This window comes from Akkermansia massiliensis, assembly GCF_023516715.1.
Classification (GTDB): Bacteria; Verrucomicrobiota; Verrucomicrobiia; order Verrucomicrobiales; family Akkermansiaceae; genus Akkermansia; species Akkermansia massiliensis.
On record NZ_JAMGSI010000001.1, the window covers coordinates 1,463,228 to 1,481,877 of the forward strand.

Annotated in this window: 14 protein-coding genes and 1 tRNA gene; 8 read left to right on the forward strand and 7 right to left on the reverse strand. The window is 52.1% G+C overall.

What is annotated here, in order from left to right:
* Positions 1 to 37: 37 nt before the first annotated feature.
* Positions 38 to 1,921, forward strand: a complete 1,884-nt coding sequence (locus tag M8N44_RS06290; RefSeq protein WP_102721484.1) for a cobyrinic acid a,c-diamide synthase CobB — start codon at positions 38 to 40, stop codon at positions 1,919 to 1,921.
* Positions 1,922 to 1,981: 60 nt separating this feature from the next.
* On the opposite strand, the gene cobO is transcribed toward M8N44_RS06290, so the two are convergent.
* Positions 1,982 to 2,509, reverse strand: coding sequence for a cob(I)yrinic acid a,c-diamide adenosyltransferase (gene cobO / locus M8N44_RS06295; protein WP_180971792.1), 528 nt, complete (start codon positions 2,507 to 2,509; stop codon positions 1,982 to 1,984).
* Between the two features lie 241 nt (positions 2,510 to 2,750).
* Here cobO and M8N44_RS06300 point away from each other — a divergent pair.
* A tRNA-Ser gene (locus M8N44_RS06300) sits at positions 2,751 to 2,838 on the forward strand.
* A gap of 147 nt (positions 2,839 to 2,985) precedes the next feature.
* Here the strand turns inward: M8N44_RS06300 and M8N44_RS06305 are convergent.
* Together M8N44_RS06305 and M8N44_RS06310 are read right to left on the reverse strand one after the other, a co-directional pair.
* Positions 2,986 to 5,865: a glycosyltransferase family 10 domain-containing protein gene (locus M8N44_RS06305; RefSeq protein WP_102728060.1), complete on the reverse strand. Its 2,880-nt coding sequence runs from the start codon at positions 5,863 to 5,865 to the stop codon at positions 2,986 to 2,988.
* A gap of 70 nt (positions 5,866 to 5,935) precedes the next feature.
* The gene (locus tag M8N44_RS06310) at positions 5,936 to 6,196 is read right to left on the reverse strand and encodes a hypothetical protein (RefSeq protein WP_102749440.1); all 261 of its coding nucleotides are present in this window, start codon (positions 6,194 to 6,196) and stop codon (positions 5,936 to 5,938) included.
* Between the two features lie 124 nt (positions 6,197 to 6,320).
* On the opposite strand from M8N44_RS06310, the gene M8N44_RS06315 reads away from it, so the two are divergent.
* Positions 6,321 to 6,731, forward strand: a complete 411-nt coding sequence (locus tag M8N44_RS06315; protein ID WP_146021079.1) for a hypothetical protein — start codon at positions 6,321 to 6,323, stop codon at positions 6,729 to 6,731.
* A gap of 58 nt (positions 6,732 to 6,789) precedes the next feature.
* Here the strand turns inward: M8N44_RS06315 and M8N44_RS06320 are convergent, their stop codons facing one another.
* The 4 genes from M8N44_RS06320 to M8N44_RS06335 all read right to left on the reverse strand — a co-directional run bounded on the left by M8N44_RS06320 (position 6,790) and on the right by M8N44_RS06335 (position 15,688).
* A complete protein-coding gene (locus tag M8N44_RS06320; protein ID WP_102728057.1) occupies positions 6,790 to 10,017 on the reverse strand; it encodes a glycosyltransferase family 10 domain-containing protein in 3,228 nt (1,075 codons plus the stop codon).
* Entirely contained in the window at positions 9,996 to 11,945 is a 1,950-nt protein-coding gene (locus M8N44_RS06325) for a glycosyltransferase family protein (RefSeq protein WP_215833338.1), read from the reverse strand. Before M8N44_RS06325 ends, M8N44_RS06320 begins: the two co-directional genes overlap by 22 nt.
* A 423-nt stretch (positions 11,946 to 12,368) precedes the next feature.
* On the reverse strand, positions 12,369 to 14,639 hold the full coding sequence (locus tag M8N44_RS06330; RefSeq protein WP_102728055.1) for an alpha-1,2-fucosyltransferase: 2,271 nt from the start codon (positions 14,637 to 14,639) through the stop codon (positions 12,369 to 12,371).
* 2 nt (positions 14,640 to 14,641) lie between these two features.
* Positions 14,642 to 15,688 (reverse strand): glycosyltransferase, encoded by a 1,047-nt coding sequence (locus M8N44_RS06335; protein ID WP_022397448.1) that lies wholly within the window; start codon positions 15,686 to 15,688, stop codon positions 14,642 to 14,644.
* A 250-nt stretch (positions 15,689 to 15,938) separates the two neighbouring features.
* Between M8N44_RS06335 and M8N44_RS06340 the strand changes: the two genes are divergently transcribed.
* From M8N44_RS06340 to M8N44_RS06360, 5 genes are all read left to right on the forward strand, one after another.
* On the forward strand, positions 15,939 to 16,097 hold the full coding sequence (locus M8N44_RS06340; protein ID WP_022397449.1) for a hypothetical protein: 159 nt from the start codon (positions 15,939 to 15,941) through the stop codon (positions 16,095 to 16,097).
* 242 nt (positions 16,098 to 16,339) lie between these two features.
* A complete protein-coding gene (locus M8N44_RS06345) occupies positions 16,340 to 16,606 on the forward strand; it encodes a hypothetical protein (RefSeq protein WP_180975140.1) in 267 nt (88 codons plus the stop codon).
* Complete coding sequence (locus tag M8N44_RS06350) at positions 16,603 to 17,667, forward strand: hypothetical protein (RefSeq protein ID WP_215709519.1); 1,065 nt, start codon at positions 16,603 to 16,605, stop codon at positions 17,665 to 17,667. Before M8N44_RS06345 ends, M8N44_RS06350 begins: the two co-directional genes overlap by 4 nt.
* Positions 17,648 to 18,124 (forward strand): hypothetical protein, encoded by a 477-nt coding sequence (locus M8N44_RS06355; protein WP_146020073.1) that lies wholly within the window; start codon positions 17,648 to 17,650, stop codon positions 18,122 to 18,124. Before M8N44_RS06350 ends, M8N44_RS06355 begins: the two co-directional genes overlap by 20 nt.
* Positions 18,042 to 18,632, forward strand: a complete 591-nt coding sequence (locus M8N44_RS06360; RefSeq protein ID WP_215833339.1) for an RHS repeat domain-containing protein — start codon at positions 18,042 to 18,044, stop codon at positions 18,630 to 18,632. Before M8N44_RS06355 ends, M8N44_RS06360 begins: the two co-directional genes overlap by 83 nt.
* Positions 18,633 to 18,650: the final 18 nt, after the last annotated feature.

Below are 18,650 nucleotides of genomic sequence, written 5' to 3' on the forward strand. Positions count from 1 at the left end.
CCGGAAAGACAGCATCCGCAGAATTTGCCTGTTTCCCATGAATAAGCCTTTTCACGCCTTCTGCATCGCCTCCACCCAGTCCGGGGGAGGCAAAACCACGGTATCCCTCGCCCTGATGGCGGCGCTCTCCGCCCGGGGATTACGCGTGCAGGCCTTCAAGTGCGGCCCGGACTACATTGACCCCTCCTTCCACCGGCAGGCGACGGGATTGCCTTCCTTCAATCTGGATACGTGGATGATGGGGAAAAACGGAGTCCGTTCCCAATGGGCACGGCACGCCTCCTGCGCGGACATCGCCATCTGCGAGGGAGTCATGGGCCTCTTTGACGCCAGAACGCCTGAAAGCCTGGAAGGAAGCACGGCGGACTGCGCCCTCACGCTCGGCCTGCCCGTCCTGCTGGTGGTTCAGGCGCGCGGCATGGCGGGGTCCATTGCCGCCGTCGTCCGCGGCTTCTCCCAGCACCATCCCGGCCTGAACATAGCGGGAGTTATTGCCAACGGCGTGGGAAGCGCCGCGCACGCGGACCTTCTGCGCCGGGCGCTGGACCACCACAGGATGCCGCCGCTGGTGGCGGCGTTCCCCAAAAACGCGGAATGGACGCTCCCGGAACGGCAGCTGGGCCTGGTTCCCGCGGAAGAGGAAGCCCGGCAGCAATCCTGGTTCCTCCGGCTGGCGGCAGAGGCAGAAAAGCGCGTCAACTGGGAACTGCTGATGAACATCACGGAACGCAGACGTCCGGAACCGCTGAAAGTTCCCCTGCCGCCCGCCCCTCCCCGCGGGATTCTGGCCGTAGCCCGGGATAATGCCTTCTGTTTTTACTACGGGGACAACCTGGAACGGCTGAAGCAAACGGGCTGGGACATCACCTGCTTTTCTCCGCTGGAAGACACCGCCCTTCCGGAAGGAACCCAGGCCCTCTACCTGGGGGGCGGCTATCCGGAAACCTTCGCGGGCCGTCTGGAAAGCAATGAGGCCATGCGGAACGCCATCCTGGAATTTGCCAAGAACGGCGGAGAAATCTTTGCCGAATGCGGGGGATACATGTACCTTTGCAAGGAACTGGCGCTTCCGGACGGGACAAGCAGGAACATGTGCGGAGTCATTGACGGAACGGCCCGGATGGGGGAAAAGCTCCGTTCCCTGGGATACCGGGAAGCCGTGATGGAAACGGGAGCCCCGTTCGGGCTGCCTTTCACCCGCATCCGCGGCCATGAATTCCATTGGTCCCGAATTGAACTGAACCGGCCCTACCCGCCCCTTTACACAGTGACGGACAAGAATGGAAACAAGAGCCGGGAAGGAGTGGCGGATGGGAACGTGAAGGCCGGCTACATCCACCTGTACTGGGGAACGGAAACCCCGGACCACCCGCAGGAGCCTCAGCCGGGGCTGGGGCGCGTCATCCTGCTCAACGGAGCCTCCAGCGCGGGGAAAAGCACGCTGGCCCGGACCCTGCACCGCCTCATGGAGGAGGACTCCATGATTTTTTCCATGGACGATTATCTGGCCATGAGCCGGGGAAGGCATGAAAACGCCCTGGACGCCGTCCGGGAAACCGGGCTCCCCTTCATCGAGTCCTTCCACGCCGCCATTGCAGAGGCCGCGCGGAAAGGCGCCCTGGTCATCGTGGACCACGTCATCGGCGAATCCCGCGCCTGGGTTCAAGACCTCCTGAACCGCCTGAGCGGCATTCCCCGCGCCCTCATCAAAGTGGACTGCCGGGAGGACATCCTGCTGGAACGCGAGCGGAACCGTACCGACCGGACTCCGGACCCGGCCCATGCGGAGCGCCAATACGGATGCATTCACCAGAATTTCCCGCATGACTTCTCCATAGACACATCGGAAGCGACGCCCCGGGAATGCGCCCAGAAACTCATGGAACAACTTCCACCGGAATTCAGGGCGACGCAGGAATGAAGAGAGGAATGGCCGACGGCGGAGAACAGGTTTACCTGAGAGTTTTCAGAAGAGAATATCTTAAAACTCAACATTCCTCTGAGCCTTGATTCCCTGCTGAAAGGCATGCCTGACGCATTCAATCCGGCTCACGGTATCGGCCACGGCGATCATTTCCTCCGGAGCATCCCGGCCTGTCAGGACAACGACCTTTCCGGGGGTAATTTTTTTCAAAGCATCCACGACTTCCGCAACGGAAATGAAGCCGTAATTCAGGGGGTAAAAAATCTCGTCCAGAATCACGGTTCCCACGGACTCATCCGCCAGCTTCTCCCGGGCCACCCTCCACCCGTCCCGAGCGGCGGAAGCGTGGCGTTCACGGGACTCTTCATCCCTGGCGCGGCCCGTAAATCCGGCCCCGGAACACACCACCTCCGCATTCGGAAACTGCCGGAGAGCCACCACCTCCCCATAGGAACCGTCGTGCTTGATAAACTGAATTACGGCCACTTTCCCACCATGCCCCAACGCGCGCAGGGCCATGCCGAAGGCGGAAGTCGTCTTTCCCTTGCCGGGCCCGGTCAGGACAAGAATGCGGGAGCCTTTCATGCCCGGCATTATACAGCCCCTGAGAGTAATACCCAACCCAAATTCCCCTTGATTCCCGGCGTAAAATGCACTACCGGGCTCCGCATTCCCCTGCTGGTCAGGGAGAAAGCATCTCCACCGGCAGCACAAAATTTCATGAAGCACAGGCACTCATGCCATCTCCGCAAACCTGCGGGCAGACGTGAATAGGACTTTACAGAACCGCCCTCCTCACGGTAGCTTATGCCCGCGCTTGTTGCATGGAGAGATGGCAGAGCGGTTTAATGCAGCGGTCTTGAAAACCGCCGTGGGGCAACCCACCGTGGGTTCGAATCCCACTCTCTCCGCCAGTTTTCAGATTTTAAGATGAGTAAAACCCTTGGTTTCTCAAGGTTTTTCGTTTCCAGGCTGTAGTGTTCTGTGCTGTGGCATGAATCTCCTGTATATCTTTTCAAAAGGGACCTATATACTTAGTAACAAGTAAATAACTCTAATTTTTATCTATCTTCCATGATCCATGCGTTCAGATCGATATATTCCGGTGGGGCGGATTTTCCTTTCAAGTCGTCAAAACAGCAATCCGCCATGCGCTTGAATATTTCCGGATATTGCTGAATGAAGTTTTTTGCACTCTTGCATTCATCTTTTTCCCCCCAACCGCAGGGGGGCGAGAAATTGTAAATGATCTGGAGAGAATCAAGGAGATTCCGGAGATTGTTTTCCACTTGTTCCGGGTTACTGTTGCTTACATGGAAAGCGTACGCACAAGTATCGATTCCTTGCGCCCGGTTTTCCTTAAGCAGCAACGACGGATTGACCCGGAGACGTTTTTCTTGAGGACAGTTTTCCTCTGTATGCCGGCTTTCCCGGCCGACGTTCCACGGCATTCCAAGAATTCCCGTCCGGACGGAAGGATAGCGTTTTTTAATGCATGAAGCGAGAAGAAGGCAGGCAACGGCTTCTTCCGCCCTCCCTGCCAGGAGAATGCGCTTCGCATGCGGGGTGGCGGCGAGAAATTCAAGGATATCCCGTTTCATGTTGTCCAAATGGTCTTCCAGGTTCCAGGAAGAATAACGGATACGAACGACGGGACGCCCCGTTGAATGCAGCCACGGTTTTTCCGGGGCGCCGCAGAGAGCAATGACATATTCATCCGCAATAGAAGAGTCCGGCGCCATGAATGAATAGGAAGAGAACCAGTAATTACCGTCTTCTCTGCGAAGAAAGGTTTCCTTTCCCCAGTAATCCCAGCCTATGACGAGTTTTTTGTCCGAGTATTCAAGGATTTCGCCTCCATCGTTGCAATTTAAACGCTTTCCCCTGTTTCCCGTGATGCACAAGCCATCCGTCCAATCCTGCTGGCGCAAATGAATAAGGGAGGAGGCATGGGGAGGAGATTGAAGGAAGGCGGCTTCTTCCTTCTTCCGTAAACGGTAGGCGCCTTCTTCCATTTTCGTAAAGGTTTCCACGCCCCATTTATCCCATTTCAATGTGATTTCCACTCCGGTCAGAGACAGCACGTCGGCTTCATCCCGAGGGCCGTCCAGGCGCATGGCCCGTCCATTGCTGATTTTCATGCATCCTTTCCAGTCAGAATGGATGATGTCCACGAGGTGTTCATCATTTCCGGCATCTGTAGAAGCACCGTTCTGCATTTTCCGGAATTCCTCGGAAACAGTACCTCCCCGCATGATGGAAGCATTGCTTTTTTGCATAATCAGATGGCTGTGAATTCCCCGCTTTTTCAGATAGGGAGCTATGTCAGCACACCCGTGTTCCAGCATGACGGTCTGGAATAGCTGATCTTCCGCAAAGCCAAATTGATAGAATCCCGTTTGCCTTAAACAACGGTACATGGCTTCCTTCATAGCCGCGCGGTCGGTTTCCCAAGCCAGCAGATCCTCCATGACCCGCCGCGACATGACTTGAGCCGGCCCCAGGGCCAGCAGGAAGGATTTTTCCAGATAAGGGTATCCTTCATGCCGTTTCAGCCACAGGCCCTCCCCACGGTGGCAGCTTGAATAACCATCGGGCAACAGGGCATGAAAATCGGCAACATGCCGGAAGTAGTCCGGGTCATAGAAGTCATCATCGTCAATCTTGGCAAAAAGGTCATAGGATGAAATATCCAGGCCACGGACGGTATCCATAAAGTTGGTAAGCTGGTTTCTGTTAGGGCAGAGGCGCAGCGTCACTCTTCCGGCATCGATGAACGGCTGCACATGGGGAAGCAGAATCCTGCGGGCCGTTTCAGCCGAAACTCCCTTAACTGCTGCAAATACATGCAGATGTGGATAGCTCTGGTTCATCATGCAGAGAATCTGGCGAAGGAGGTCTTCCACCCGCTTGTATGATGCAATGCATGCCGCCATATTGAATGGCCGTCCAAGTGGCCGTTTTTGAGAAGGAGAAACTGTTTCCGAAACCGTCCATGGTTTCCCATCGTCATACCGCGGCATAAAAACTCCCCCGTGAAGCAACGGTTCGTCCTTTCCCTCCATGGAGGCAGGCTGCCGCCCGGCTTTTCCCTCCCTGAAAATTTTCTTGAAAAACAAGGCAGCTTCATCCAGCAGGCCATCCACGCCGATCTGTCCCTCGTCAAACAAGGGGCCCTTGAAGTAGGAGAGGTATTCGTCAACATTCCTGTCCAGGTGCTCCACATACCGGACCAGTTCCGCATGATTGCGAAAATCACGAGCATTGATGAACCGCCCGGGGTTGAATTCGCGGCAGGCATCCGGTGCTCCCCAGTAGACGGGCAGGCTTCCGGCAGCAAAAGCATCCGTCAGTTTTTGCGTTATGTAACCGGGGGAAGCATAGTTTTCAAACGCTATGGTGAATTTGTACCGGGAGCAGAATTCGACTTTGTCTTTAACGATCATGCCCGTGTTGTTCAGAAGCTGGCCGGAACTGTCTACGTATTTGTATTGGGAAAGAGTTTCCAAAAAACGGACGGCCTCCCGGAATTCTCCCCCGGAATAGACGAAATTACAGAATTTTTCATGCCGATTGAGAATATCCCCTGGAACGGAGGAGTATTGTTCAATGTGACCCGTCCTGCGGATATAGTCGGCGTTTAACCACGCAGGAAAACGAAAATGACGGTCCCCGGAAAGCGTTCCATCTCTCAGGCTTGTCAGGGAATAGCATCCTTCCTTCCAGCGCGGCAAAACAGGTTCTTCCGTATAAAACAGACGAGGACCTTTAAAGGAACGTGCGGCATTTCCAAAGATTGAATAAATCAGCAAGTCGGCACGGGCCAGGTCATCCACAAAAACAGCGCCCAAACGTTCTTTCAAGATCAGGCCCAGAATGTGGTTTTGCGGTTTGAACCCGGATTCAAAGTCGGTAAAAGCTACGCAAACGGGAGAGTCCATCCGAGTGGCGTGAGATAAGAGTTTTTCCGAGAAAACATGCGATTTCCTGTCCAACCGGCATCAAACGGAACTAGTCCAGGCGGAGATGCGCATACGGGCTTTTTGCCTCCTGCAATAACGGCAGAATACGAGAGAGAAAGCACTCCTGCAGAGCCGGATTTTGAGAAAGAGGGATGACTTCATCGTCATGAAATTCCCGGATGACATTTTTGTATTTAGCCGCTTTCATGAAGTGCATCCAGCAGGCATCAGGATAAGGGGTCACCTGCGGATGAGCGGTTATATCCACTTCGTAAAGCGCCGCAATTCCAAAGCGGGGCAAGTTGTTCATGCCGCAGATGAGGGAGTCGCCACCGCCATTTACCGGCCGAGGACCATAAATCATCAATCTTTGCTGATGAACCAGGGTATTGTGCCCCCCGGATGGAGACGCAATCCTCCGGACCGGATATCATTTGAAAGGCCGCTTCCAGTTCCCGGGTAAAATAAATTTGGTCAGCGTCTATTTTAGAAACGCAAAACAGCTGCCCTTCATAAAGACGGCGAATGAATTCCATGCCGAAATTCAAGTAGGTGTCAATTCTGTTTTCCCGGGGAAGGCTCCTCAAGTCATCCACGGAATGAGGAGGAACGACATGATGCGGATAATGAAGAAAGCTGACCCGGCATTGACAAGCGTGGCAAAGGTGATGTTCCCATTCCTTGACCAGATCAATGCTGCGGTCATCCATATCCGCCCAGAGCACCACAACGTGGTCCAGAACGGGAGCTACGCTCAACAAACATGGGATAACTGCGTTTTCTTCATTGAGAACACGGAGAAAACCTATCCGTTTCATGTTTTCGGCCAATTTTGTTTTTTGTGATTGGCATTCCATTTTTTTGATTAGGGATTTTTAATTATTGAGGGATTTTGCGAAACGCCTAGGCGGATATACGCAGATTTCTCACCTCCCCATGGTTCCCGCTTTCCGTTTCCATCATCCGGAACATTTCTTCAATCCAGGATTGAACCAATGCCGGCTTTTCCTTTACCAGATGTACGATTTTTCCGTGAACAACAGTATGATGTTCCTTGCTGCCAGCCTGATAGGCATATGTTTTCAGAAGGTAAGGAGCCAATCTGTTCGTCGCTTCTTCATCAAGAGTCCAATGTTGACTGGTACTGTAAAAGGCAAACAAACAAAGTCCGGAGGATTCCGGCTGCTGAAGCAGTTTGAGTGGATCTCCATAACGCTCCAAAAGATTTTTAAACGGTCTTTTTTTCCTTATCTGTTCATGAGATGGGGAAACTTTTATTCCCCGGTATACAGGAGACTGTCCACTTAAATCCACCGGCCATGGGCATCCCCACACGCCAATATGAAGATGCGGGAAATCCTTTTTCAATCGCTGCGCCAGAATAAGGGCTGCAAACGCATCCTTGCAAATCCCCATCAGCAGGACGGATTGAAGCCGGGGCATCTTTCGTATTCCTTTTTCAACATCACGATACATGCGTTCCAGCAGCAGCAACCCCTCCCATTGATGATACCTCATGCCGATAAAAGGACGGCTGGAATGCCGGAACACGGAGTTATAGCCGTCATACGGGTTGATGAGCAATTCCCGCGCGTATTTGTTCACTTCATTGATGGTAGAAGAATAATGATAGTCAAGGTACTGATATTTACCCTCTTCCATCCTCAGAAATTCTTCAGTCCCCCAGTTATCCCATTTAAGAACGAGTTTGTTTTCATCATGTTGAAGTATGGTTGCGTGGTCATTGCGGTGAAGCCGGCGTCCCCGTTTTTCATTCATCTGAAATTGGTCTGTCCACTGAGGATGGCTGATGAGAATGGTGTCCACGGGAAGCAAGTCCGGTGCGGGAACATTCCCCTGGGAAGAAACCGGCGGCGCCGGGGCGGAGTAATGAAATTCACCGGCGGCATCTTCCAGAATGGGAATGACTCTTCCGCTGTCAATGAGGGACTGCATGTAGGCATTTTCCGTTGGCGCATGATGCTTTGAAGAACCCGCAGCCCTCAGGTTCATATCCGTATCTCCCAAATAGTAAAGCTGGGCTTCAGGGAATAAATAGTCCGCCAGACAAAGCGCCTTGCTCAACGTGGTAAAATTGCCCGTGCTGCGGTGAACTTCCCCCGGCATGAATTTCCAGTTTTCCAGCCCTTCCCTACAAGCAAATTCATTGGAATAGCCCAATTCTTCATTGTTGAAGTAAATTTCCGGGACTCCGCGTAAAATTTCCATATGCCTTTCCTCAGGGGAAAAAGCCAGGTATCCGGCGAAGCAGGAAACAAGAACAATATCCGTCCTTTTTCCCGCCAGACCGGAATTCAAGTTATCCATTTTGCTGATTCTCATTACTTTGTCGCAAGAGTCGACAAAAGAGGAATAGTTGCGTTTCAAATCACGTTTATTTGAGACGATGCAAATGCGTTTTTTATGCCCTTCTGAAGCCAGAAAACATTGCCAGTCTTTAAATTCACCTAACCGTGACAAGGCTTTCCACTCTTCTTCCGTATCAATTTGCAGACAACAGGGAAAATCATTCGGGTAAGGGCAGGAGCCGTCATCAAACATCGTACCCGATTCCAGAAATTTTTTCCGGGTAACAACATTAATATTTCCGTCAAAAAAATAGAAAAATTTCTTGGCGTCCTGTTCCCGATGCGCCAGATGGAAATGTCCCTCCATGTGACCAATCATTTTGGTTTTGCGGGCCGTGTAGGCGGATTGAATTTTCCCTTTTTCCATGTCTTCCGCCATTTGGCGCAACAGGCCCCGACGACGGAAGGGAGAAGTCGGCTGAAGTACGGCGAATATGTCACAGGAGAAACGGGTCAATACCTGGCGTACGCAATTTTCCATTCGGCGGTCGTCCACCGTCTCCCGGAAGCACCGGATGCCTTCCCGACGGCAGCGTTCCAGAACTTCTTCACTGTCCGTACTGACAACCGGAACAAATCCTTCCTGGAGGGCATAGGAAACGGAATACAGGAACAGGGGCCTTCCATTCAACAAGCGCCTGTTTTTATCCGGACAGCGCTCCGAATGTTTTTTAGCCGGAATAATGGCCAGCTTGCGGATGAATTGGGAAGCCGTGTCCTTCCCTTCCGGACAGAACACGGGAAACGGAGTTGCCGCCAGCGATTGGGGCAGCAGAAGTTCCGCCTTTCCCGTCCATTGTTTTCCGTCATCATGACGGGACATGACGGGATAGCCGTGATGCAGACGGCAAGCCTCCGTACGCGGCCTGCCAGTCCGGCATATATTCCCGCTGCATGAAATCATGGAAAAGAATTCTGCCAGACGGTTCATATATTCTCCGATGTCCGGCTGGCCCGGTACAAAAACGGGACCGTCCATATAACTGAGGTAAAGGTCTTCATCCTGATCAAGACGAATCACATATTCAGCCAGGGCCTCCGGGGTGGAAAAGTCCGCGGCATTGACGAACCGGGATGGATTGGCCTCCATCCCTGCATCGGGGGCTCCCCAATAAATGGGAAGGGAAAGAGCGGCAAGAGAATCAAACAGTTTTTCAGTCACGTAACCAGCAGCCGGATAGTTTTCAAAGGCAATCGTGAATTTGCAGGAGGAGCAGAAAGCTATTTTATCCCGAACGCAGGAGCCCATGTTGTTCATGACCATCCCGCCGCAATCTACATGCTTGTACCGGGAAAGCAGGCGCAGGAAATGAATTCTTTCCGGAGCATTCCCATTGGAATACACAAAGCTGCAAAATCGGGTATGCCTGGACAGAAGGGATTTTCTGTCTTTGGAGTATTGTTCTATTTTTCCCGTTCTTCTGACAGGGCCATTGTTCATCCAGCAGGGCATCCTCAAATGACATTCGGGATAAGGAATATCTCCCTTCATGAATGAAATGGCATAATCGCACTCATCCCAACGCGGTTTGACGGATTCCCCCGTATAAAAAACTCGAATCCCCTTAAAGTTCTGATGTTTTTCTCCAAAAACGGAGTAGATTAAAAAATCCGCCTGATCCTGGTCATCCACAACGGTCATGCCCAGTCTTTCCGTCAAAACCGCGGACAGAATATTATCATGTGGATCAAATCCCGGCCAGAAGTCCGCAAAAGCGGCACGTTTGACCTGCCGGGAATTTATATCTGTTGCCTCAACCATGCGTGACCCCCGTGTTTTTGAAGAGATTTATCCTTTACGATCATTTTTACTTTCGGTTTGATCGCCATGAGATTTTTTTGATTAAAGTCCAATGTTTCAGGGAATAAATATTCAGGAGATAAAACAAGGGGATGCCGGCCAATCACATATTTATTGAGGTGGCTTTCATCGTGCCAAACGGCAATGACACCGTCCTCAAGATCCCGCCTGACGGCATCCGCCAACTCCCGGCACATGCGGAGATAGTCTTCAGCCCTTCCCCCGTTAAAGCCTCCGGCGACATAATATTCTCCTTCGGAATGGAGCACCCGCGCCCGGGACATTCCATTTTTTTCGTAGGGGTAAGTGGAACGGGGGCGTTGGTAGTACCCCGGATGAAGCGTCACCATGAGACCCTGCCGGTTCATCGGGAAAATTTCCTGACCGACAGGCCCTACGGGAAGCAAAGTTCCATTCATGAAATAAATGTAGTCATATTGCTGCAATTCCTCCCGAACGGTTAAAAAAGTCTCAAACCTTCTCAAGGTTTCCATGGGCCACGGATAAAACGGCTTGCGGACAAGAGTCACGTCATCGCCGGTTTCCACTTCCGGATGATCCGTGAACAGAAAATAATGCACATCATGCCCTGTCAGGAAATATTGTTTGGAGGCCGCATAAAACTCCTCCCAGAACGTCATATAACGCCCTGTGGCTATAAACAGGACAGCCACTTTTTTCCGGGGAGAAAAAGGTTCCTCCTGTCTGCCGCCGCTCGACAAATAGAAGGTTCCATCCTCCATCTTTTTAAACGCCTCCACGCCCCAGCAATCCCACTTGAGAGTTATTTTCTCATCAGTGACGGAGAGGACGTCCGCTTCGTCGTCCCGTTCAAAACGGCGCGCCCTGTTCCCAAAGACACGGACAATATCATGCCATTGCGGATGATGCACTTCCATGAGACGCTCCTCATTAACCTGATTCGTAGAAATGTTCCAGTTTCTGCCCCGGAAATCTCCCGGAACCAGCCCTCCGCGCATCACGGAAGCATTGCCGGTCTGAATCGCCAGATGCATTGGCAGGGCCATTTCCTGTACATACCGGGTGCGGTTGCTGCTTCCGGTATCCAGCATCATCATGTGCATGAAGTTGTCTTCCGTAAATCCATACCCGGCATGACGGAGCCTGGGCGAGATCTGGGATATCATGTGAGGATTGGTCTCACAAATTATTAATTTTTCCAGCACATCCCGGCTCAATACCAAGGTGGGGCCAAAGCAGCCGAAAAATCCGTTTCCGGAGAAGGGATACCCTCCACGCACGCTTAGATATTCGCCCGGCCCGCAATAAAAGCTGCTGAATTCCGGCGGAAGATGCAGATGGAATTTATTGACTGACTTGAAATAATCCCTTCCGTACAAATCATCGTCGTCAATTTTGGCGAAAAGATCGTAATCGGAAACGTTCAAATCCCTTATCGTGTCCAAGAAATTGGATAGCTGGTTCTTGTTGGGGAAAAGCCGCATCGTCAAACGGCCTTCGTGAATAAAATGTTCAAAGAGAGGGAGCACTGTTCTGCGGTACGTGCCTTCCGGTATCCCCTTGACAGCTGCGAACACATGAAGATTCGGATAGCTCTGATCCATCATGCACCAAATCTGCCTCTGCAAATCCGTCAGACGCTTATAGGATGAGAGACAAACAGCAATTTTGCAATCGGGTCTCTGCTTAGTCCGTTCGTGCTGGTAAAACAGATTGTGGCGGGCCACACGGATCTTGAGGTCTCCATGGCTGTTGGCAGCCTCCAGGGCAATATCAGTCGGCAACCGGTAATCGGCAAAAACCCGGGCCACCCTGGGGCGTCGGGCAGCAGGGATGACGAGAGCATGCGTTCCCCATACGTAGGAGGTATTGGCATCCGTCTTTCCCGTTTTGAAATCTTCAAACAAGATTTCATCAGATTCCCCCGGAGCCCCTTGCGGAGACCATACTGCATGATGGAACAGCCGGAAAATATCCGTCTCCGGATGCTCCTTCATTTCCTTCCTGAGAGCCGTTTCCAAGCGGGAAGAAGCCACCATCGGCACGGCATCGCTTTCTCCGAAAATAATCAGGTCACTCCCAGCATAATTTCTGTCCTCCAGAAGACGTATGAAAGATGCCCTCAGAGAACGGACGTGCGAACGTTCCGCAGACGCCGGGGACCGTCCCAGGTAGGATGCACTTTCCTCTTCCCGCGCATCCCTGAGGGGGGAAAGATCCGCGGTAGAGGGATAGAGCTCCAGCTCGTAACCCATCCGGTGCAATTCCGAAGCTCCCTCCGACTTTTCCCCAGGAGACACAATCAAAACACATTTCATAAAATGTACCTGTTAAAGTTTAATCCATTGCGGGCAGAAAATGTCCTGCTCGTCCTCAATCTTTCCGGTAAACCACTGTTTTTGAATAAAAACCCTCTGCTGGTCTCCAAGCCATGCCCCCCACCAGGAAAAGGAGGAACAGGAAAGGACGAGTTCCTGCATGGACGTCAATTCCCGGAGGGCGTCCAGCGTCTCATGCTCATCCATGACTATTTCAAAACGCGTTGCTTCCGGAACGCCCTCCATCAATTTCCGGGCCAATTCCGGAGAATCGGAAAAGACGACCAGCTTACTGATGTTGCCGGAAAGCCTCCGTAAAGCTTCATTAAGAAAGGGAACATCCGGCGTATGGTACATGTCTGTACGGTCAAGATAGTCCCCCATCCTTATATGAACGCCGGCCACGCCCTCCTGGACGGGAGCAATAAGAGGAGCAAACAGGGAACGGATTTCTTCCGCAACATCCTTGAAATACCGCTCACTCTGGAAATACCCTCTCAAGGCGCCGTAGCGAACCGTTTCAGGAATGGGATGGTAGGAAAATCCGGGCTCCCTGTATGTCACGGGATCGTTATATCCGCCGTCCGGGCACAGCGAACAGGCCTCACCCAGATAAGTCATCAGCTCCCAGGTCTCGGAACTGTATCTCCAGGGAATACGGCATCCCACACCCAGCCGGAGAGCATGCGCATAGGCAGCAGCTATCTGGAACAGATGATTGCACGTACGCGAGCCGGGCATAAACTGCGTCGTGACGTAACCGGGAGATGCCGGAACAGAAGCGGGACGCAAGGATAAAAATTTACCGGTAACAGTCTTCTGCGGTTTCCGGGCATCCAGGCAAACCGTGCCCAGCAGGTCAAAAGGATGTTCATCCCTGTCGGATCGCCTTTCAAGACACTGAAGGTGCAAATGGCGGGAATTACCCGGAGCATGCTGGGAAACCTGGAACCCCAGCTCTTCCAAAACATAACTCAGGAAATCGGCAGACCACAGGGATTGTTGCTTGTAGACTTCCATAAATGCACACAAATCATTCTCCGGAGTGTGATTTCCTTTCCCCTGTTTCTTCATGTATTGCCTGAACGCAGGCGTCATCACCCCGCGCATCAGGCGCACGTCCCGGAAACTTAATCGTAAGATTCCTCCGGGTTTTAGAGCACGGAAGGCTTCCGTGAAAAATCGGCAGGCCTCTGCAGACGTTACTGTTCCAATGACATGCTCCAGATAAAAAGCGTCTACGGAATCGTCCTTCCACGGGAGTGGCCTGGTAATATCATAATTGGGAGCGTCCAGATTCAACCAGCCATTCAACCTCCGGGTGCCGCACCCCAAATGGATATACAGCAGAGGAGATTGGTCCATGATTTCCACGTTGCCGAAAGAAAGACGGCGTTCAGCCCATAACCGGGCCAGGGACGGCATGTCCGACCGCTGGAATATCTCCGTTTCAGACCCGATAAACCGTTCTCCCTCCAAAAGGAGCTGCTCCATAGGCCACATCTGCCATTTCAGCTTCAGTTCACCCTTGGAGCCAATGCTCCACCAGCCATAGCAGGAAGTATCCCGCCTCCTGAACGCCCCGTTGGAATAAAACAGCATTTCCCCTTTCCAATGAAGATGAACAACATCGCACACAGCGGAGGGAATTTTGTAATTAAACGAATACAGGGCCTGCATGATGTCGGGAGAACACCAGTGGGCCGTTACCATGTCATTATCCCGTTCCGGGTAATAAACATTGGACATGTAAAGCCGTTTCGTGGATTTCAAGCGGCCTCCGAGCCTGCCTGCCAGTTCACCTACGATCACATCCTCTGCCCCGCATTCCGCAAAACCCGGCGCATTCACCAGCTTTTCCACCATGCTGCGCTTCAGCAGGTAGCCCGCCCCTCCGCTCGGTGAATTGCGAAGCGCAACCATCGCATCCCCAATCAGATCATAATCTTCATCTATCAAGGAGGTCAACCGGCTCAATTCCAAATACGTATCGTCATCACATTTAAAGAGCCATTCAAATTCGTAATTCTCCAGCGCGTAACGAAAGAAGGATTTCACTTTTGCGGGGAGCTCATTGTAGCCATCGGGCGCATCAAGCCCCACCGTATCTTCTTCTTCCCCCTCCGGAACCCGGTTTCCTCCTACAAAGAACATGCATTCAACGTTCTGCGCGGGATGGGCCAGCCAGGTAGACCTTACCGCTTTCCGTTTATCTCCCGTTCCATGGCATGAACAAATGCCTACGACAATATTTGTTTTCTTTTTCATGGTTTTTCCTCCCATTTCTAAGCCGGCAGTTTTTCCACCGCGTCAAAGACTTCCTCCCAGCTGGCTACAGACGCTTCCAGCCCTCCAAGCTCCAGTCCACGCTCCCGCGCCGCGTGGGCCATGTCGGACCTCAGGTTGGGCTCGTAGGCCATCTTGCTGGCGTAGTAGATAAAATCCCTTTCATGGTCGCACAGCCATCCGGTCTTGCCATGCTCCACCATCTGCCTCCAGCCTCCACGGTTGTCCACCACAAGCACGCTTCCGCTTGCCATGGATTCAAAACCGACACGCGGCCAGTTCTCCGTCGTGTCCGTCGGCTGGAGCACGATTTGGCAGTGCTTGTAAAAGTCCTGCTGGCTCACCTCCCTCTGGTCGCGGGCCGTGCGTATCCAACTGTAAGGCTCTCCGATTTTCTCCCGGCTCCTCTGGTCAAACCCCAGAAAAAGGCCACGCTTGAAGACAGGCGCCACGAAATATTCATAAATATGGAGCGTATTGGCCGCAAATTTGTCCGCGTCCTGGCGCGAGATGCGCCCGCAGCCGAAGTATTCCTGCGTCCTCTCCTCAATGAAAGGGAAGGATTCGTTGTGGAAGTAAGGCTTGAACGTCATGAAAGCAATGGTAGGGTCGTCGTTGCAGCGCTTGAGCAGGGGCATGTTCTTCTGCCTGACTTCCTCGTTCTGGTAAAGGAACATGGCAATGAGCCCCTGCTTCATGAGTTCCTTTTCCTTGTTGAAAAGCCAGGTCATGCAGTTGACAAAGATGGTGCGTTTGGTGCGCTGGCGAATGGCGGGCATGTTTTCCAGAAATTCTCCGTTGCAAAATCCGATGATGGCATCCCCTTCCTGCAGGACTGTCCAGTCATTGGGAGCGTGGATATGGACGCCCAGACGGATCATTTCCAAATAAAGGGCTTCATTTTCAAATCCGCCGTTGGTGGGGATGATATGCACGTCAATACCCATGTGGAGCCAGACCAGAATCTGGTGGTGGAGTTCGGTTCCCGCGCCCCCGTAGAGACTGGGGAACCCGTTGACATAGATCTTTTTCAATGTGGTGCTCATGAAATAATGGAGTTAGATGTTGAACGAATTCATTGATGGACGCTAGCACGCTGCCTTTTAAGCTGGCAATGGGTAAATTTTGAAAATATGGCAAAGAAATACGTGCCACCGGAGAAGAATCCCCTCCCTTTTCCCACGTTGCCATCCGCCTCAAAAACTCACCAAATATCATAACGTTCCCGACGTGTTTACGTTGCTGGTTTTTGATTCATGGTAGTCGCAACCATTGAACAAACATCATTTCATTACCATGAACAACACTTTCAATATCGGCGCCATGGACACCGTCTATCCCTTCATTCCCATGTACCCCAACGGACAGCCCCAGGGCAACTTCCTGGTCAACGGACTCTCCGCTCCCGTCCTTATCCCCAAACGAACTGCTTCCAACAACACCCGGCACGAATAGTCCGGATACCTCAAGGTCATGGCTCCCGCCACCTGTTTTCTCCACCTTCACGCCCACTCCTCCATCTCCCTTTCCATCCCCACCAAGGATCTGGAACTCTCCACGGAGCCGGGTTCAGACGCATGGTATAACCGAACATCATTGCTTATATTAATTTTATTATTTATTTTAAATATATTATATTTTTTATAAGTATTTTATTATATGATGAAGAAAATCAAAATTTGAGTAAATATTATAGCTTGCACTCTTTCTCTTATTTTCATGATTATAGCATCTTCAATGTGCTGGGTGAAGCCGTGGACGAACGCGGCGCGCTCTCCTGCTCCGGCATGAAAAGCATTCACCGCAGCGCTCCGCCGCTGGACGAGCAATCCACCAGCACGGAAGTGCTGGAAACGGGCATCAAAGTAATCGACCTCATCTGCCCTTTCGCAAAATCGGCGCCTTCGGCGGCGCGGGGGGGGGGGAACGCACCCGTGCAGGGAACGACTTGTACAATGAAATGATAGAATCCGGCGTGATTAACCTGGAAAAGCCGGAGGAATCCAAGGTGGCCCTGGTCATTGATGGTTTTACAGTGAGCCAGACGAACCATGCGGGCATTCATTCCTCGCAGGAACGCTCCTATACCTCTACAGGCATGATTCTGCATCAGACGGATGCCCGGGGCAATGCCACAACGATTGAAACTGACTTAGACGGACGACCAGTCAAATCCACGGATGCAGCCGGCAACGTAACCACCACCAGCTACCTGCCCTGCTGCGATGCTGTGGCTTCCATCACCGATTCCATGGGAGGTACTACTTGCTATTCCTACGACATCCAGGGAAGAAAGATAGCCGAATACGGCACGTCCCTCCAGCCGGCCAGTTTCGCCTACGATGAAGCCGATCGTATGGTCTCACTGACTACTTTCAGGGTGGACGAAGGGGACATCATCACTGATCCTTCCGGCCGCGCCGACGGGGACACTACCACCTGGCTCTACGACGAGGCCACGGGAATGGAACTGAAGAAAACCTATGCCGACGGCTCCTGCGTTCTCAGAACCTACGACCAGTTCAACCGTCCGGAAACCGTCACCAAGGCCAGAGGCATTGTCACGACGTACGCCTATGCTCCATTGACAGGAGAACTTGTCTCCGTCTCCCACAGCGACGATACTCCGGGATGGGAGTTCTCCTGCAATCATCTCGGGCAGATGACTTTTATCCGGGACGCCTCCGGCCTCCGGGAACTTTCCCATGACAGTTACGGCAGAATGGTTCGGGACACTTCCTTTGGAACGGTAGAAAGCAGCCTTCAGGAAGACTTCGACACGTTCGGACGTTCCACCGGCTACCGCCTCATGACCGGAACCCGCACGGTGCAGCACTCCCATCTTGACTACGATCGGAAAGGTGGCATGATTGGGATGAATCTGGATGGTTTGGCCTCTTCCTTCACTTGGGAATACGATGAAACCAGCGGCTTCCTCAACCGGCTCACCTACCCCAACGGCATGGTTCGCAGCAACATCTATCTACCATCCCAAGCTCAACCTCGTGGCTTCCATTGGCTATGAGAAGCAGGGAAATGGAGGCATGGCCGCCGGCCATGAATACCAGTATGATGCCCTGACGCGTCCAGTTCAACGCCGGGACTCCTGGGATGGAACCACTCCTGCCACGCTAAGAGATTTTACCTACAATAGCCGCAGTGAATTGACTGGAGATCAACTCAGGGAGAGAGGCAGCTACAGCTACCGGTACGACAACATCGGCAACCGCAAGACTGCACGGGAACTGGAGGAAGAAGTATCCTACAATGCCAACCGGCTCAACCAGTACACGGACATTACCAGAAATACGGAACCATTCATTCCCACTTACGATGCAGACGGTAATCAGACCAGGATCAAGACCTCGACAGGCATTTGGAAAGTGAGCTATGATGCCAATGACCGCCCTGTGTTATTTTACTCAAGAAGACGGAAGAACCGTGATTACTTGCTCCTACGATTACCAGGGACGCCGCTTTGAGAAAAAAGTAGCAGTTAATGGTTCAACTGTCAGCCATGCATGGTATCTATACCAGGGCTATTTGCAAATAGCTGAACTGGATTTGATGCGTCCTTCTTACAGACTTGTGAAGACCTATCTGTGGGATCCTACAGAATCGACTGCTACGCGCATCCTGATGATGACCAACTGGAAGGAGGATGGAACAAGTGTCAACGAGCATCTTTACTTCATGCATGATATGCTCAAAAACGTCACTTCCATCTTCGACTGTAAGCAGACGCGAAGGGCGCGCTATGAATATGCCTCCCTTGGAGCCCTAATCACGGCGCAGGGCGACAGGGCTCAGGAAAACAAGTTCAGGTTTTCCTGCGAGTTCATGGACGACGAGCTTGGCCTGATCTACTACAATTACCGCTACCTGAATCCTACAGATGGCAGGTGGATTAACAGGGATCTTATTCGGGAATACGGAGGACGAAACTTATATGGATTTATCAAAAATAGAATTTTTAAACAACTTGATTAACTTGGTCTATATATATTA

Excerpts from the sequence above, each read along its gene's own strand:
- M8N44_RS06290 (WP_102721484.1), top strand. The coding sequence starts at position 38 with ATGAATAAGCCTTTTCACGCCTTCTGCATCGCCTCCACCCAGTCCGGG.
- cobO (WP_180971792.1), bottom strand. The coding sequence starts at position 2,509 with ATGAAAGGCTCCCGCATTCTTGTCCTGACCGGGCCCGGCAAGGGAAAG.
- M8N44_RS06305 (WP_102728060.1), bottom strand. The coding sequence starts at position 5,865 with ATGGACTCTCCCGTTTGCGTAGCTTTTACCGACTTTGAATCCGGGTTC.
- M8N44_RS06310 (WP_102749440.1), bottom strand. The coding sequence starts at position 6,196 with ATGAACAACTTGCCCCGCTTTGGAATTGCGGCGCTTTACGAAGTGGAT.
- M8N44_RS06320 (WP_102728057.1), bottom strand. The coding sequence starts at position 10,017 with ATGGTTGAGGCAACAGATATAAATTCCCGGCAGGTCAAACGTGCCGCT.
- M8N44_RS06330 (WP_102728055.1), bottom strand. The coding sequence starts at position 14,639 with ATGGGAGGAAAAACCATGAAAAAGAAAACAAATATTGTCGTAGGCATT.
- M8N44_RS06335 (WP_022397448.1), bottom strand. The coding sequence starts at position 15,688 with ATGAGCACCACATTGAAAAAGATCTATGTCAACGGGTTCCCCAGTCTC.
- M8N44_RS06340 (WP_022397449.1), top strand. The coding sequence starts at position 15,939 with ATGAACAACACTTTCAATATCGGCGCCATGGACACCGTCTATCCCTTC.
- M8N44_RS06350 (WP_215709519.1), top strand. The coding sequence starts at position 16,603 with ATGATAGAATCCGGCGTGATTAACCTGGAAAAGCCGGAGGAATCCAAG.
- M8N44_RS06360 (WP_215833339.1), top strand. The coding sequence starts at position 18,042 with ATGACCGCCCTGTGTTATTTTACTCAAGAAGACGGAAGAACCGTGATT.